Origin of the sequence: Sphaerisporangium sp. NPDC051011 (assembly GCF_040653595.1) — a bacterium.
In the GTDB taxonomy this organism is placed as follows: Bacteria; Actinomycetota; Actinomycetes; order Streptosporangiales; family Streptosporangiaceae; genus Sphaerisporangium.
In genome coordinates this window covers 1-15,140 of the sequence record NZ_JBFAGG010000030.1, presented here as the reverse complement: position 1 = coordinate 15,140, position 15,140 = coordinate 1, and the positions used below count along the sequence as shown (strand labels likewise).

Sequence of the window (15,140 nt, the reverse complement as noted above, 5' to 3'; positions counted from 1 at the left end):
GTCCAAAATGCCCTATATAATTGAACGACACGTTAACTTTTCAGCAACGACGGTTTTACTTGCCGGGGGATTTGATCACGGTTGGCCGTCCTCGCCGTGCTCACCCGCCGGGCCGAGCTCCGGGCGCCGGGGTATCTGCACCCGTTCGACCAGGTCTACCCTCTCGACGAGTTCCACACGCTCGCCGTGCCCGGCGGCGTGGGGGCTCCGGGTGGTGTCCCGATCGGACTGCTTGGCCTCCTGGGCGCGCTGCTTCTCACGCTCGCGCAGCAGTTTCTCGCGCTCGCGCTCCTCGCGGGCCCGTAGCCGCTCCTGCTCGCGCCGCTCCCGGGCGAGCGCCTTCTCCTGCTCGCGCGCCAGCTTCTCCTGCTCGCGCTGCTCGCGCGCGCGGACCTTCTCCTGCTCCTTGGCCTCGCGCTCGCGTGCGCGCTCCTGCTCCTTGAGGTCCTTCTCGCGCGCGCGCTCGAGCTCTTTGAGGTCCTTCTCGCGGGCCTTCTCCAGGCCCTTGAGCTCCTTGCCGGTGAGCGCGGAGGCGCCGTTGAACTCGATGGCGGGCTGCGGGACGGGCCTGGCGCGCGTGGAGGCGGCGGTCAGCCGGGGCTGCGACTCCAGCCGGGTGAGGCCGTTCCACGCGAGGTTGACCAGGTGCGCGGCCACCTCCTCGCGGTCGGGCCTGCGGGCGTCCAGCCACCACTGGCCGGTGAGCGCCACCATGCCGACGAGCATCTGCGCGTACATCGGGGCGAGGGTGGGCAGGTATCCGCGGTTGGCGAACTCGTCGGCGAGGACGTCCTCGACCTGGCCGGCGATGTCGCTGATGAGGCTCGCGAACGTGCCGGTCCCGGAGGCGGCGTGGGAGTCGCGCACGAGGATGCGGAAGCCCTCGCTGGACTCCTCGACGTACTGCAGAAGCGCGAGCGCGGCACGTTCCAGCCGGATCCTCGGGTGGCCCGCCTGCAGCGCCACGGCCGTGAGGCTGAGAAGCCGCTGCATCTCGCGGTCCACCACGACGGCGTAGATGCCCTCTTTGCCGCCGAAGTGCTCGTAGACGACCGGCTTGGACACCTGGGCGCTGGCCGCGATCTCTTCGATGGACGTGCCGTCGAAGCCCTTCTCGGCGAAGAGGGTGCGGCTGACCCGGATCAGTTGCTCCCTGCGCTCCTTACCCGTCATACGGACGCGTCCGCGGGGGGTGGAGGACTCGGTCATGGGTCTAATAATGCTGGGCCCTGCGGGTGAGGCAACCGCAATAGTGGTGGTTTGAGGGGTTATACCCGGATCTGGGAGGCGGGCCGGGAAATTGCCGGACGTTCGGGCCGCCAGGGGGCGGCCCGACCGAGAGGGCAGGTCAGACACGCCGTTTGGCCGCCAGACGCTCGGGAGTGGGCCACCGGACGTCGGTCGCCCAGCCTGCCTGCTCGAACCAGCGGATCACGCGGGCGCTCGAGTCGATCTGCCCCTTGAGCGCGCCGTGACGGGCCGAGGTCGGGTCGCAGTGGTGCAGGTTGTGCCAGGACTCGCCGAAGGACGGGATCGCGAGCCACCAGACGTTGCGGGACTTGTCACGCACCTCGAACGCCTCGTCGCCGAACACGTGGCAGACCGAGTTGATCGACCAGGTGACGTGGTGGAGCAGGCCGATGCGCACCAGGCTGCCCCAGAAGAACGCGGTCACCGCGCCCGTGAACGACCAGGTCACCAGGCCGCCGATGACCCCGGGCAGGATCAGCGAGGCGGCGACGAGCCAGGGGAACGCGTTGTGGATGCGGTTGACGTCCTTGTCGTTGATCAGGTCCTTGGCGAAGCGCTCGCGGTTGGTGCGCTCGGAGGAGAACATCCAGCCGATGTGGGCGAACAGCAGCCCCTTGGTCAGGGCCTTCCAGTCGCTGCCGAAGCGCCACGGCGAGTGCGGGTCGCCCTCCTTGTCGGAGTACTTGTGGTGGCGGCGGTGGGTGGCCACCCAGTCGATGACGCCCATCTCCAGCGAGAGGCTGCCCGCGATGGCGAGGACGATCTTCAGGGGCCGGTTGGCCTTGAACGAGCCGTGGGTGAAGTAGCGGTGGAATCCGACGGTGACGCCGAGCCCGCTGATCAGGTAGAACACCGCGGTGATCGCGACGTCCGTCCAGCTCAGGAAGCTTCCCCACGCCAGCGGGATGGCCGCCAGCAGCGCGAGGAAGGGCGCCGCGACGAAGACGACGAGCAGGACGCGCTCGAAGTTCGACTTCGGCTCCGGTTCGAGATCGGGACGCGGCGCGGGGGTCGCGCGGTCTGCGACAACGGTCATGGGCTACCTCACGTGTTCGGTAGAGCGGACGATCTGGAGCTACGTAACCGTAACCTACGGCATCGTAAGTTAGGAATCCCTAAGCCTGGAATGTGGGGAAGATGAAGGTTCGCGCGCCATCCGGTGGCGGATCCACGTCTTGCGCATTCATCCCCAAACCTGGTAAAGGGACCCATCCCCATATGCCAATGACCTGGTCCGCGTTCCCGCGTGCCCGGCGCGAAGGCGGCGGATCCCACGACTTTCGCTCCCTTGCCGCCCGCGCGGTATCCACGCCGCAGAGCCCCCCTGCCCCGGAGCCGGGCGGCAATGCGTTGGGCGGCAAGGGCGTTGGATGGGTATCCTTGTCACCGCGGTTTGGGAAGGTCGCGAATCGGTCCGGCGTAGGGTAATTGGCAGCCCACCTGCCTTTGGAGCAGGGTTGTCCTGGTTCGAGTCCAGGCGCCGGAACTTTTCTTCTCCTCATCCGTCGCGGGCGGCACGCGGCGATGTCCTGGCAGGGCCGGGCCCTTCACGGAGGGGCCCGCGACCCGCCAGGCGGGCGGCGGGTAAGCTCGCGGTGTCGGGTGGGTGGCGGTGCGGTGCCCAGGGGGTTACCGCGCGTCGTCCCGCTCTGTCATGTCTCAGCCGCGACGCCGAGGGAGCCTCGTTCCGTGAGTGTGCCGCGCCCGGCAGCCGTCATCGTCCTCGCCGCGGGCGAGGGCACCCGCATGAAGTCCTCCACCCCCAAGGTCCTGCATGAGCTGTGTGGTCGTCCCCTGGTCGACCACGTGCTGGCCGCCGCGCGAGGCCTAGCCCCCGAGCGCCTCATCGTCGTGGTCGGCCACGCCCGCGAGCAGGTCCAGGCCCATCTCGCCGCCTCCGGCCCGGACGCCCGCGCCGTCGTCCAGGCCGAGCAGAACGGCACCGGTCACGCCGTGCGCACCGTCCTGGAGGCGGTCGGCACCATCAACGGAACGGTCCTGGTCACCTACGGCGACACGCCCTTGCTGCGCACCGAGACCATGGCCGAACTCCTCGTCACCCACGCCGCCGACGGCAACGCCGTCACCGTCCTGACCGCCGAGGTCCCCGACCCCACCGGCTACGGGCGCATCATCCGCGACGCGACCGGCGCCGTGCTGGAGATCGTCGAGGAGCGCGACGCCACCCCCGAGCAGCGGGTCATCCGCGAGATGAACTCCGGCGTGTACGCCTTCGACGGGCTGCTGCTCGCCGACGCCGTCAAACGCGTCTCCACGGCCAACTCCCAGGGAGAGGAGTACCTCACCGACGTGCTGTCGATCCTCCGCGAGGACGGGCACCGCGTCGGCGCGTACGTCGCGGCCGACCACATCGAGGTCGAGGGCGTCAACGACCGCGTCCAGCTCTCCTTCGCCCGCGGGGTGCTCAACACCCGCATCATCCACGCCCACATGCGCGCTGGCGTCACCATCGTCGACCCCGCCTCCACCTGGGTGGACGTGGACGTCGCGATCGACCGGGACGTCGTCGTCCACCCCGGCACCCAGCTCCACGGCCGCACGGCCGTCGCCTCCGGCGCCGAGGTCGGGCCCGCCACCACCCTCACCGACACCACCGTCGGCGAGGGCGCCGTCGTGCGCAACGCCGTCTGCGAGGGCGCCGAGATCGGCCCCGGCGCGTCGGTCGGCCCGTACGCCTACCTGCGGCCCGGAACGATCCTCGGCCCGGGCTCCAAGGCCGGCACCTACGTCGAGATGAAGAACGCCCGCGTCGGCGCGGGGTCCAAGGTCCCGCACCTCACCTACGTCGGCGACGCCACCATCGGCGAGGGTTCCAACATCGGCGCGTCCAGCGTCTTCGTGAACTACGACGGCGTGCGGAAGCATCACACGACCGTCGGCGACCACGTCCGGGTCGGCAGCGACAACATGCTCGTCGCCCCGGTCACCATCGGCGACGGCTCCTACACCGCGGCCGGCTCCGTCATCACCAACGACGTTCCGCCGGGGGCGATGGCGGTGGGCCGCGCGCGTCAGCGCACCATCGAAGGGTGGGTCGCGCGCAGGCGCGCCGGCACGGCTTCGGCCGAGGCGGCGCAGCGCGCCCTGGACGGCTCGGCCACGCAACCGGCCGAAGCCGCCGGACCGGCGGGTGATCAAGATGGGCCCGCCGGGGAACAACATCGGGAGAGCACCAAATGAAACAACGCGGCGAGCGAGCCGATAACTGCGGCGTCGCGTCGCGGAGACGTCCGGCGGGCCGTAAGGAGAGGAGGGCAGCGTGAGCGACAAGAAGACGACCGGCAAGAAGACGACCGGTGAGAAGCACTTGATGTTCTTCTCCGGCCGGGCCTACCCGGAGCTGGCCGAGGAAGTGGCCAAGGACCTCGGCATCGACGTCACCCCGACCAGGCTCCACGACTTCGCCAACGGCGAGATCTACGCCCGCTACCTCGAATCCGTGCGGGGCAGCGACGCGTTCGTCATCCAGAGCCACACCGAGCCCATCAACAAGTGGGTCATGGAGCAGCTGATCATGGTGGACGCCCTCAAGCGGGCGTCGGCCAAGCGCATCACCGTGGTCCTGCCCTTCTTCGGCTACTCCCGGCAGGACAAGAAGGGCCGCGGCCGCGAGCCGATCACGGCCCGGCTCATGGCCGACCTGTTCAGGACCGCGGGCGCCGACCGGCTCATGTCGGTCGATCTGCACACCCCGCAGATCCAGGGCTTCTTCGACGGCCCGGTGGACCACCTGTTCGCCATGCCCGTGCTGCACCGCTACCTCAGCGACAAGCTCGACCCGGCGACCACGACCATCGTCTCGCCCGACACCGGCCGCGTCCGCCTCGCCGAGCGCTGGGCCGACCAGCTCGGCACCGCCGTCGCGTTCATCCACAAGCGGCGCGATCTGGACGTCGCCAACGAGGTGAAGGTCCACGAGGTCGTCGGCCAGGTCAGAGACCGCACCTGTGTGCTGATCGACGACATGATCGACACCGGCGGTTCGATCACCAAGGCGGCCGACGCGCTGTACGAGCAGGGCGCCACCAACGTCATCGTCGCCGCCACCCACGCGATCTTCTCCAACCCCGCCGTGGACCGGCTGAAGAACTCGCGCATCTCCGAGGTCGTCGTCACCAACACACTGCCCATCCCCGAAGAGAAGCGCTTCGACAAGCTCACCGTCCTGTCGATCGCCCCGCTGATCGCCCGCGCCATCAGCGAGGTCTTCAACGACGGCTCGGTGACCAGCCTCTTCGAGGGCGACGCCTGACCCCGTTCGGGGCGCCGACCCCAAAGCGCCCCGAACCCGCCGTGCCGGAGGCACGGCATAGGCCCGTTCGGGGCGCGGCGGTGTTCTGGAGTCCTCACGCACAAGGGTGAGGGACGATCCCTTGTGCGTGAGGGCGGAAGAACATCGCCTAAAGGGGCGCCCCGAACCGCCGTGCCGAAGGCACGGCCATAAACACGGTAGTCTTAGAGGGTTGTCCGCGCTCGTAACGCCTACCGCTAGGGCGGGTGAGGGTGAGCGCTTGGAATCCCAGACTCCCTAGGAGATCACCGTGTCCGAGGTACGTATCGCCGCCGAGCCGCGCACCGAGTTCGGCAAGGGCGCCGCGCGCAAGATCCGCCGCTCCGACAAGGTCCCCGCCGTTCTCTACGGACACGGCATCGAGCCCAAGCACCTCACGCTGCCCGGCCACGAGCTGCTGCTCGCCCTGCGCACGCCGAACGTGCTCATCCGCCTCCAGGGCGACGGCGTCAACGAGATCGCGCTGCCCAAGGGCGTCCAGCGCGACCCGATCAAGGGCTTCCTGGAGCACGTCGACCTGCTGCTCGTGAAGCGCGGCGAGAAGGTCACCGTCGAGATCCCGGTCACCACCATCGGCGACATCGCTCCGGGCGGCCTGCTCGACCACCAGACCCTCACCGTCGCCGTCGAGGCCGAGGCCACCCACATCCCGACCGGTGTCGAGGTCGACATCGAGGGCCTGGAGGTCGGCGCCGTCATCACCGCCGGCGACCTGAAGCTCCCGCAGGGCTCCAGCCTCGCCGCCGACGCCGAGACCGTCGTGCTGCAGGTCGCCGTCCTCCCGACGGCCGCGACCGAGGAGGCCGCGGAAGGCGAGGCCGAGGCCGCGTCCGACGAGGCCGCCGCGGAGTAATCTCCCGTATCGTCGTCAGGGCAGCCACGCGCCGCGGGCTGCCCTGTTCGATGTCCGCGGCCATCCGCCGGGCGCCGAGTGAACGGAGAGACATGTCGTGGACCGCTGGTTGATCGTCGGCCTGGGCAATCCCGGCCCCGAGTACGCCGGTAACCGGCACAACGCCGGGTTCATGGTGCTGGACGAGCTCGCCGCGCGCGTCGGCGGCCGCTTCAAGACGCACAAGGCGCACGCCGAGGTCGTCGAGGGGCGTCTCGCGGGCGCCTCCGTCGTGCTGGCCAAGCCGCGGTCGTACATGAACCTCTCGGGCGGGCCGGTCAAGTCGCTGGCCGACTTCTTCAAGGTCGTCCCGGCGAACATCATCGTCGTCCACGACGAGCTGGACATCCCGTACGGCGCGCTGCGCATCAAGATCGGCGGCGGCGACAACGGGCACAACGGCCTGCGTTCGATCACCAAGTCCCTCGCCACCAAGGACTACCTGCGCGTCCGCTTCGGCGTGGGCCGCCCGCCGGGCCGCATGGACGCCGCCGACTTCGTTCTGCGTGACTTCGCCACCGCCGAGCGTAAGGACCTTCCCTTCCTGGTCGACCGCGCCGCCGACGTCGCCGAATCGCTGATCACCAGCGGCCTGGAGGCCACGCAGAACACCTTCCACCCGAGCGACCTGAAGCCGGCGAAGCCGCCACGCTGACGTGGCGGGCCCGCGGGCGCCTCCTCCAGCCCGCGCGGAGCCGTGGCAATGCCGCCACAACGCCGCCACAACGCCGCCACAAGGTCGGCGGGGTAAACCGGTGCTGCTCCGGTAGCGGCCGTCGGCCGCGGCCCGGCGCGCGTGATGACAGCGCACCCGGCACCCCCCAAGGAGGATCAGTGAAACGCAGCCGATGGGCGGCCGCTCTGCTCGCTCTTCTCGTCTCGGTGCTACTAGGACAGGTGGCGGTGAGCACACCGGCCTCGGCCGACGGGTACTCGAACTGCATCCCGATCTGGAGGAACGGAAGGATCGTCGACTGCATCCCGATTCCGATCCTGGTGGAGACCGTGTGCCCGACGTGCCCGCCCCCGTTCGCGCTCGACTTCCGTGAATACACGGTGCTTCCCGAGACGATCAAGATCCAGTACGTCACGGCGCTGACCAGGGGGCTGAGGTCGCTCGACCAGGCGGCGCTGACCACCAACCCCACGGTTCGGCAGCAGCTTCGCGGAGAGGCGCTGAATTCGTTCACCTCCGCCGCGCAGACGCTGGGGAGGAACACGACCGTGAGCGTGGCGCAGGTCGGGTACATCGACATTTACGCCGGTGTCCTCAGGCCCGCCGCCATTCCGTGGCTGAGCGCCGCCGGTGTCGACATCGCCGACGGGCTGACCGCGCTGCAGAAGGCCAACGGCGGCCCCTTGCCGGATCCCTGGCGGGACGTGGCGGTGGCGGAGTTCGACGAGGCGTACCAGGAACTCAAGCACCAGGTCGTCATCGGCCCCTGAGACCCGCGGGGTGGGCCCCGGCGACGTCGATGCCGTTGTGGCGGCGGGCGTCGCGACGCCGGGGCCCACCTCCGGCGCCCGGCGGACCGCTCAGGCGCCGCGCGACCCCTGATGGTGGTCGCGCTGATCGAAGTACCTCCGCAGAGCGAGGACGAACCTCGGATCGGTGTCGCCGGACGGCCGCGCGGACACCCACGACATCGCCGCCCGCAGGTTGTCGTGTTCGCCGGCGAACCGGTCGAACCGGTCCTGATCTTCGGGCCCGTCCTCATGCCGATCCCCCGCCCGCACGAGACGGAGGAAGTATTCGGCATGGGCGTCGCGGGCCTGGGCCTCCTCTTCTGGGACGGTGCGGGCGAGCCGCTCCGCGGCATAGGCCCGTACCGTCTCCAGAAGGCGGTAGCGCGAGCCGGCGCCGTACTGCTCGGTCATGACCACCGATTTGTCCACCAGGGCCCCGAGCACCGTGAGCGTCTCCTCCGGCCACAGCGCCTGGGCGGCGTCGAGGGTGAAGCCCCCGGCGAAGACGGCCAGGCGACGGAACAGCGCCTGTTCGGAGGCGCTGAGCAGTTCGTAGCTCCAATCCAATGTCGCGTTCAAGCTGCGGTGACTGGGCATGGTGGCGCTGTCGCTGAACACGTGCAGGCGGTCGCCCAGCCGGTCGGCGATCTCCGACATGGTCAGCATGGGTTTGCGCGCGGCGGCCAGTTCGAGGGCGAGGGGTAGGCCGTCCAGCTCGACACAGACGCGCGCCAGCGCGTGGGCGTCGGCTTCGGCGATCCGTGTTCCGGTCCGCTCCCACACGCGGGCCTGGAACAGTTGGGCGGACGGGAAGGCCATCACCTCCGCCAGGGTGCCGTGCCGGGAGGGGTCGGGAACCGGCAACGGCGGGATGTGCCGCACGAGCTCGCCGGGGACGGCGAGCCGGATACGCGTAGTGGCGAGCACACGGGCCTTCGGACACGCGCCCAGCAGCCGTCTCACCAGTGAGCGGCACCCTTCCCTCACGTGTTCGCAGTTGTCCAGGACCAGCAGCAGCTCGCGGTCTCGTAGACCGGCGGTGAGCGTCCGCTCGGGATCCGATCCCGGCCGCTCCCGCAGCCCCAGCGAGGCGGCGACCGTGGCGGCGACCATGTGCGGTTCCTTGACGGGAGAAAGGTCGACGAAACAGGCGCCATCGGCGAGGTCGCCGGCCACGTGGGAGGCGACGGCGATGCCCAGGCGGGTCTTTCCGCATCCGCCCGCACCGGTCAGGGTGATCAGCCGGTGCGAACCGATGAGGTCGATGATGGCGTCGAGCTCCGGATCCCGGCCGATCAACTCGGTGAGCGGCACGGGCAGGCCGGACGCCATAGGGGGGCGGCGCAGAACGTCCAGAGCGACAGGGGGTGCTACCTCCCTGGCGTTGTCGGCGAGGATTCCGGCGTGCAGGCTGCGCATCGCCGTCCCCGGCTCGACCCCCAGGTCGGCCGCGAGCACGGCCCGCGCCCGCTGGTAGACGGCGAGCGCCTCGCCCAGCCGTCCGGCCAGGCGCAGCGCCTCCAGCAGCAGTTCCCACAGCCGCTCCCGCAGGGGATGGGCACCGACCAGACGCTCCAGTTCGCCGATCGCCTCCACCGGGTCGGCCGAACGAAGACCCGCCGCCCAGCGATCCTCGGTCGCCGACAGGCGCAGCTCGCGCAGCCGCGCGGCCTCCCCGTCCGCCCACCCCCACACCTGACAGTCCACAAGTACGTCGGCCCGCCACAGGTCCAGCCCTCGGCTCAGCTCCTCGGCCACGCGCGTGGGCTCCTCGCGGGCCGGCACACGCCTCGCCACGCTGACATGCCACGCGAAACGCCAGGCGTCCACGGACCTCGGGTCGAGGCCGAGCGAATATCCCCGGCCTCTGGTGGCGAGCACGTCCGGCAGGTCGGCGTCGGCCAGGGCCCGTCGCACGCGGGCGACGTGGCTGCGAAGGCTGGCCAGCGCCGTCACGGGCGGATCTTCCCCCCACAGGCCGTCCACCAGCCGCTCGTAGGTCACGATCTCGCCGACCCGCAACGCCAGCAGCGCGATCAGCGTGCGCTGCCGCACGCCGACCAGTTGGACCCGGCCCGCGGGGCCGAGCACCTCCAGCGGGCCGAGAAGACGCACCACGGCCTTCGGCGGGCGGGTGGCCGACGATCCCGGACGAACAGAGCCCGACGTCGAATCGGTCATCTGGTGACCTCCCCGGTAAATGACTGGATTCCTGACATGTTGGTATGTGTGATTGTTTGACGGCTCCTTACGGGTCACTTGCAAAGTGAGAGAGGTCCGGCCGGACGGCGGTTGGACCGCCGTCGGCGGGCCAGGAGTCCACGCCGGCGGTCAGGAGAGTTCCATGAATCGGTCAAGATTGTCGGACCGGCCCGCTAGCATCCTCACGGAAAGTGTCCGGACGGTAGCGGGGAGGCATAGGTGGGCGTGGCCGAGAGGCCTGAGGTCTCGGTGCGGAAGCCGCCGCGCGGGCCCGCGGCGCCGTTCGAGGGCTTCGCGGGGCCGTACGGGCGGCCGTGGCTGCCGCGATGGGTCCGGCGCTACCGCGTCCGCGCCGTGGCGATCGACCTCGTCTGCGGGCTCCTCGCCGGGGCGGCCGCCGTCAACGTCCGGTTCGGCCAGGTCACGCCGTACGTCACGCCTTACCTTGTGCTCAGCCTCGTGCTGCCCGTCCTGTGGGTGTGCCTGCTCGGCCTCAACCGGGCGTACGAGTCGCGGCTGGTCGGGGTCGGGTCCGAGGAGTTCCGGCGCATCTCGCAGTGCGGGTTCCTCCTCACCGCCGGCGTCGCGATCTCCGCCTACGTCACCAAGACCGACCTGGCCCGGGGGTACGTCGTCCTGGCACTCCCGCTCATGACATTGCTCACACTGTGCTGCCGCTACGGGCTGCGCCGCAGGCTCCACGCCATGCGGGCCCGGGGGCGGTGCATGCGCCGCGTGATCGCCGCCGGCCACCGCGCCGCGCTCGCCGACCTGATCCGCCGCTTCCGCGCCGAGCCGTACCACGGCATGGACGTCGTCGGCGTGTGTCTCCCGCGTGAGGACTCCCTCGGCGAGGTCGAGGGCGTGCCGGTCCTCGGCGACTTCACCGACGTCCCCCTGGCGGTCTGCCAGGCCGAGGCCGACACCGTCGCCGTCCTCGCCTGTCCCGAGCTCGACGGCACCGCCCTGCGCCGCCTGGCCTGGCGGCTGGAGAAGACCCGCACCGACCTCGTCGTCGCCCCGGCGCTCATGGAGGTCGCCGGGCCGCGCACGACGATCCGGCCGGTCGCCGGGCTGCCGCTTCTGCACGTCGAGCACCCCGAGCTGGCCGGCACCCGCAGGCTCCTGAAGAACCTCTTCGACCGCACGGTCGCCGCCGTCGCCCTCGCCGTCCTGTTCCCCCTCCTGGCCGCCCTCGCGCTCGCCGTGCGCGCCACCAGCCCCGGCCCGGCCCTGTTCCGCCAGACGCGGGTGGGCAGGGACGGAGCCGAGTTCACCATCCTCAAGCTGCGCACGATGGGCACGGACGCCGAGCACCGCAAGATCGACCTCGTCAGCGACGGCGACGGCCTGCTGTTCAAGATCAGGGACGACCCGAGGGTCACCCCGATCGGCGCCTGGTTACGCCGCCACTCGCTGGACGAGCTGCCGCAGCTCGTCAACGTGCTGGTCGGCCACATGTCGCTGGTCGGGCCCCGGCCGCCGCTGCCCGAGGAGGTCGCGGGGTACGGGGACGACGTGCGGCGGCGGCTGGTCGTCCGCCCCGGCATGACCGGTCTGTGGCAGGTGAACGGCAGGTCCGACCTCTCGTGGGAGGAATCGGTACGGTTGGACCTGCGTTATGTCGAGAACTGGTCTCTCACTTTGGATCTTCAGATCCTGTGGAAGACGTGGTCCGCCGTGGCGCGCGGCTCGGGCGCGTACTAGCCCGAGGCGGCAAGCGGCCCGGGTGCGCACCGCCCCCGTGGCCTCGGAACTCGGGGCGGCATGCATGAGGAAGGGCACCGTGACGATACGCGACGACCACGCGCTCGCGAGAGATCTCGCCGCCGAGGCGGGTGAGAGGCTCCTGGCGCTGCGCGCCGGCCAGGGCTTCGGCGACCCCGCCGCGCTGCGCCAGGCGGGCGACCGTGAGTCCCATGTCCACCTCAACGAAGCGCTGTCGCGGTTGCGGCCGAGCGACTACGTCCTGTCCGAGGAGGGCACCCGCGAAGAGCGGCTGCACCCGCGCCGCCGGGTCGCCGACCGCGTGTGGATCATCGACCCGCTCGACGGCACGCGCGAGTTCGGCGAGTCGGGGCGCGCCGACTGGGCCGTCCACGTCGCCCTGTGGCAGCGCGGAGCCGCCCAGAGCGCGGGGGCCCAGGGCGAGCTGGTGGCGGGGGCCGTCGCGCTGCCCGCCCAGGGCGTGACGCTCAGCACAGCCGAGCCGTCCGAGCTGCCCAGGTCCCGCCCGGGCAGAATCCGCATCGCCGTCAGCCGCACGCGGCCGCCCGAGTTCGTCAAGAAGCTGGCCTATCTCGTGGGTGCCGATCTCGTACCCATGGGCTCGGCCGGCGCGAAGATCGTCGCGGTGGTCACCGGCGAGGTGGAGGCGTACGTCCACGCGGGTGGCCAGTACGAATGGGACTCGGCCGCCCCCGTGGCGGTCGCCCGCGCCGCGGGAGCCCACACGAGCCGCATCGACGGGAGTCCCTTGGTCTACAACCAAGAGAACCCCTCGCTGCCGGATATTCTGGTCTCCCTACCGGATCTGGCGCCAACGTTGCTCGCCGGCATCCGCGACGCGCACCGTCAGGGCTAGCTCCCGGAGGAAGAGCAGATGCTTGCAAGGGACTACACGACATCACAGCTCGACGTCCTCGAGGCTGAGGCGATCCACATCATGCGTGAGGTCGCGGCCGAGTTCGAGCGTCCGTGTCTCCTCTTCTCCGGCGGCAAAGACTCCATCGTCATGCTGCGGATCGCGGAGAAGGCGTTCTGGCCCGCCCCCATCCCGTTCCCGCTCATGCACGTCGACACCGGGCACAACTTCTCCGAGGTGATCGAGTTCCGCGACCGGCGGGTCGCCGAGCTGGGCGCCCGCCTCGTCGTCGCGTCCGTCCAGGCGTCCATCGACGCCGGGCGGGTCGTCGAGGAGACCGGGCGGCGGGCCAGCCGCAACCGGCTGCAGACCACGACGCTGCTAGACGCGATCGAGGAGCACGAGTTCGACGCCGTCTTCGGCGGGGCCCGCCGCGACGAAGAGAAGGCCCGCGCCAAGGAGCGCGTGTTCTCCTTCCGCGACGACTTCGGCCAGTGGGACCCGAAGAACCAGCGGCCCGAGCTGTGGAACCTCTACAACGCGCGCATCCGCAAGGGCGAGCACATCCGCGTCTTCCCCTTGTCCAACTGGACAGAGCTCGACATCTGGGACTACATCCGGCGCGAGGGCATCGAGATCCCGTCCATCTACTTCTCGCACACCCGCACGGTCTTCGAGCGCGACGGCATGCTGCTCGCCGACTCCGACGTCGTCAACCGAGGCGAGGACGAGCCGACCTTCGAGGCCGTCGTGCGCTACCGGACGGTCGGCGACATGACCTGCACCGGAGCCGTCCAGTCCGCCGCCGCCACGGTCGAGCAGATCATCGCCGAGATCGCCGCCACCCGCATCACCGAGCGCGGCGCGACGCGTGCCGACGACCGCGCGTCCGAGGCCGCCATGGAGGACCGCAAGAAGGAGGGCTACTTCTGATGCGTTCCCCCTCCCTGGCCCATCCCGGCGGCGCGCTTCGATCCGAGGCGCGCGTCGCGCACCCGGCCGCTGGTTCCCTCCGGTCCCATGCCCTTGCCGCCTCTCGCCCCGCGCTTCCTCGCCTCGCCGCTACCGATGGAGATCAGCTCTGATGGACATCCTTCGTTTCGCCACGGCGGGTTCCGTCGACGACGGCAAGTCCACGCTCATCGGGCGCCTGCTCTTCGACTCCAAGGCGATCTTCGAGGACCAGCTCGAGGCCGTCGAGCGCACGAGCCGCGACCGGGGCACCGAGTACACCGACCTGTCCCTGCTCACCGACGGCCTGCGGGCCGAGCGCGAGCAGGGCATCACCATCGACGTGGCCTACCGCTACTTCGCCACGCCGAAGCGGAAGTTCATCATCGCCGACACCCCCGGCCACATCCAGTACACGCGCAACATGGTCACCGGGGCGTCCACCGCCGACCTGGCGATCGTGCTGATCGACGCGCGCAAGGGCGTGATCGAGCAGTCCCGCCGCCACGCGTTCCTCACCACTCTGCTGCGGGTGCCCCACCTCGTGCTCGCCGTCAACAAGATGGACCTGGTCGACTACTCGCGCGACCGCTTCGAGGAGATCCGCGAGGAGTTCACGGCGTTCGCGGCGAAGCTCAACGTCGGAGACCTGACCTTCATCCCGATCTCGGCGCTGCACGGCGACAACGTGGTGTCCCGGTCCGAGAACATGCCGTGGTACCAGGGCACCTCCCTGCTCCACCACCTGGAGAACCTGCACATCGCCTCCGACCGCAACCTGGTCGACGTGCGGTTCCCCGTCCAGTACGTGATCCGTCCCCAGCGGGCCAACGACCACGACTTCCACGACTACCGCGGGTACGCCGGGCAGGTCGCGGGCGGCGTGCTCAAGCCCGGCGACGAGGTCATGCACCTCCCGTCTGGCCTGACCACCCGCGTGGCGGCCATCGAGACCTTCGACGGGCCCGTGGACGAGGCGTTCCCGCCGATGTCGGTCACCCTCCGCCTGGAGGACGACATCGACATCTCGCGCGGCGACATGATCTGCCGTCCCAACAACCGGCCGCACGTCGCCCAGGACATCCAGGCCATGGTCTGCTGGATGACCGACGGGCTCAAGCTCGGCCCGCGCTCCAAGCTCGTCATCAAGCACACCACCCGCACGGCCCGCGCGATGGTCCGCGACCTGCACTACCGCCTGGACGTCAACACCTTGCACCGCGACGAGTCCGCGACGTCCCTCGGCCTCAACGAGATCGGCCGCGTCTCCCTGCGCGTCACCCAACCGCTGTTCGTCGACGACTACGCCAGAAACCGCCTGACCGGCGGTTTCATCCTGATCGACGAATCCACCAACGGCACCGTAGGCGCCGGCATGATCGTCGACGCCCGCTAATGGGAGCTACCGGGTCGGCTGATCGGGCAGACTCGGTGCCTGGTAGCCGCTGGTGAGCGAGCACTTTCGTCCGCTGGACCATCGT

The 15,140-nt window shown here is 70.1% G+C and carries 12 protein-coding genes and 1 tRNA gene; 10 read left to right on the top strand and 3 right to left on the bottom strand.

Features of this window, described 5'->3' with window-relative positions; genetic code table 11:
• Positions 1-75: 75 nt before the first annotated feature.
• Positions 76-1,209, bottom strand: a complete 1,134-nt coding sequence (locus AB0H21_RS39440) for a TetR family transcriptional regulator (RefSeq protein WP_358526946.1) — start codon at positions 1,207-1,209, stop codon at positions 76-78.
• 139 nt (positions 1,210-1,348) lie between these two features.
• Positions 1,349-2,287, bottom strand: a complete 939-nt coding sequence (locus AB0H21_RS39435) for an acyl-CoA desaturase (RefSeq protein ID WP_358526945.1) — start codon at positions 2,285-2,287, stop codon at positions 1,349-1,351.
• Positions 2,288-2,664: 377 nt separating this feature from the next.
• Here AB0H21_RS39435 and AB0H21_RS39430 point away from each other — a divergent pair.
• The 6 genes from AB0H21_RS39430 to AB0H21_RS39405 all read left to right on the top strand — a co-directional run bounded on the left by AB0H21_RS39430 (position 2,665) and on the right by AB0H21_RS39405 (position 7,901).
• A tRNA-Gln gene (locus AB0H21_RS39430) sits at positions 2,665-2,737 on the top strand.
• Between the two features lie 203 nt (positions 2,738-2,940).
• On the top strand, positions 2,941-4,452 hold the full coding sequence (glmU, locus tag AB0H21_RS39425; RefSeq protein WP_358526943.1) for a bifunctional UDP-N-acetylglucosamine diphosphorylase/glucosamine-1-phosphate N-acetyltransferase GlmU: 1,512 nt from the start codon (positions 2,941-2,943) through the stop codon (positions 4,450-4,452).
• A 79-nt stretch (positions 4,453-4,531) separates the two neighbouring features.
• Positions 4,532-5,524: a ribose-phosphate diphosphokinase gene (locus AB0H21_RS39420; RefSeq protein ID WP_358526942.1), complete on the top strand. Its 993-nt coding sequence runs from the start codon at positions 4,532-4,534 to the stop codon at positions 5,522-5,524.
• 289 nt (positions 5,525-5,813) lie between these two features.
• Positions 5,814-6,416 (top strand): 50S ribosomal protein L25/general stress protein Ctc, encoded by a 603-nt coding sequence (locus tag AB0H21_RS39415; RefSeq protein ID WP_358526940.1) that lies wholly within the window; start codon positions 5,814-5,816, stop codon positions 6,414-6,416.
• 97 nt (positions 6,417-6,513) lie between these two features.
• Positions 6,514-7,110 (top strand): aminoacyl-tRNA hydrolase, encoded by a 597-nt coding sequence (pth, locus tag AB0H21_RS39410; protein ID WP_358526938.1) that lies wholly within the window; start codon positions 6,514-6,516, stop codon positions 7,108-7,110.
• 179 nt (positions 7,111-7,289) lie between these two features.
• Positions 7,290-7,901, top strand: coding sequence for a hypothetical protein (locus tag AB0H21_RS39405; RefSeq protein ID WP_358526936.1), 612 nt, complete (start codon positions 7,290-7,292; stop codon positions 7,899-7,901).
• Between the two features lie 90 nt (positions 7,902-7,991).
• Here AB0H21_RS39405 and AB0H21_RS39400 read toward each other — a convergent pair whose 3' ends face one another.
• Positions 7,992-10,103: a BTAD domain-containing putative transcriptional regulator gene (locus AB0H21_RS39400; protein WP_358526935.1), complete on the bottom strand. Its 2,112-nt coding sequence runs from the start codon at positions 10,101-10,103 to the stop codon at positions 7,992-7,994.
• A gap of 375 nt (positions 10,104-10,478) precedes the next feature.
• Here AB0H21_RS39400 and AB0H21_RS39395 point away from each other — a divergent pair, with 375 nt between their 5' ends.
• From AB0H21_RS39395 to cysN, 4 genes are all read left to right on the top strand, one after another.
• Entirely contained in the window at positions 10,479-11,831 is a 1,353-nt protein-coding gene (locus AB0H21_RS39395) for a sugar transferase (RefSeq protein ID WP_358526994.1), read from the top strand.
• Between the two features lie 79 nt (positions 11,832-11,910).
• Positions 11,911-12,708 carry a 3'(2'),5'-bisphosphate nucleotidase CysQ gene (locus tag AB0H21_RS39390; RefSeq protein WP_358526933.1) on the top strand — a complete coding sequence of 266 codons (798 nt, stop codon included), beginning with the start codon at positions 11,911-11,913 and terminating at the stop codon, positions 12,706-12,708.
• An 18-nt stretch (positions 12,709-12,726) separates the two neighbouring features.
• A complete protein-coding gene (gene cysD / locus AB0H21_RS39385) occupies positions 12,727-13,641 on the top strand; it encodes a sulfate adenylyltransferase subunit CysD (protein ID WP_358526931.1) in 915 nt (304 codons plus the stop codon).
• 151 nt (positions 13,642-13,792) lie between these two features.
• Entirely contained in the window at positions 13,793-15,055 is a 1,263-nt protein-coding gene (cysN, locus tag AB0H21_RS39380) for a sulfate adenylyltransferase subunit CysN (RefSeq protein ID WP_358526930.1), read from the top strand.
• Positions 15,056-15,140 lie beyond the last annotated feature (85 nt).

Excerpts from the sequence above, each read along its gene's own strand:
- cysN (WP_358526930.1), top strand. The coding sequence starts at position 13,793 with ATGGACATCCTTCGTTTCGCCACGGCGGGTTCCGTCGACGACGGCAAG.
- AB0H21_RS39440 (WP_358526946.1), bottom strand. The coding sequence starts at position 1,209 with ATGACCGAGTCCTCCACCCCCCGCGGACGCGTCCGTATGACGGGTAAG.
- cysD (WP_358526931.1), top strand. The coding sequence starts at position 12,727 with ATGCTTGCAAGGGACTACACGACATCACAGCTCGACGTCCTCGAGGCT.
- AB0H21_RS39400 (WP_358526935.1), bottom strand. The coding sequence starts at position 10,103 with ATGACCGATTCGACGTCGGGCTCTGTTCGTCCGGGATCGTCGGCCACC.
- AB0H21_RS39435 (WP_358526945.1), bottom strand. The coding sequence starts at position 2,287 with ATGACCGTTGTCGCAGACCGCGCGACCCCCGCGCCGCGTCCCGATCTC.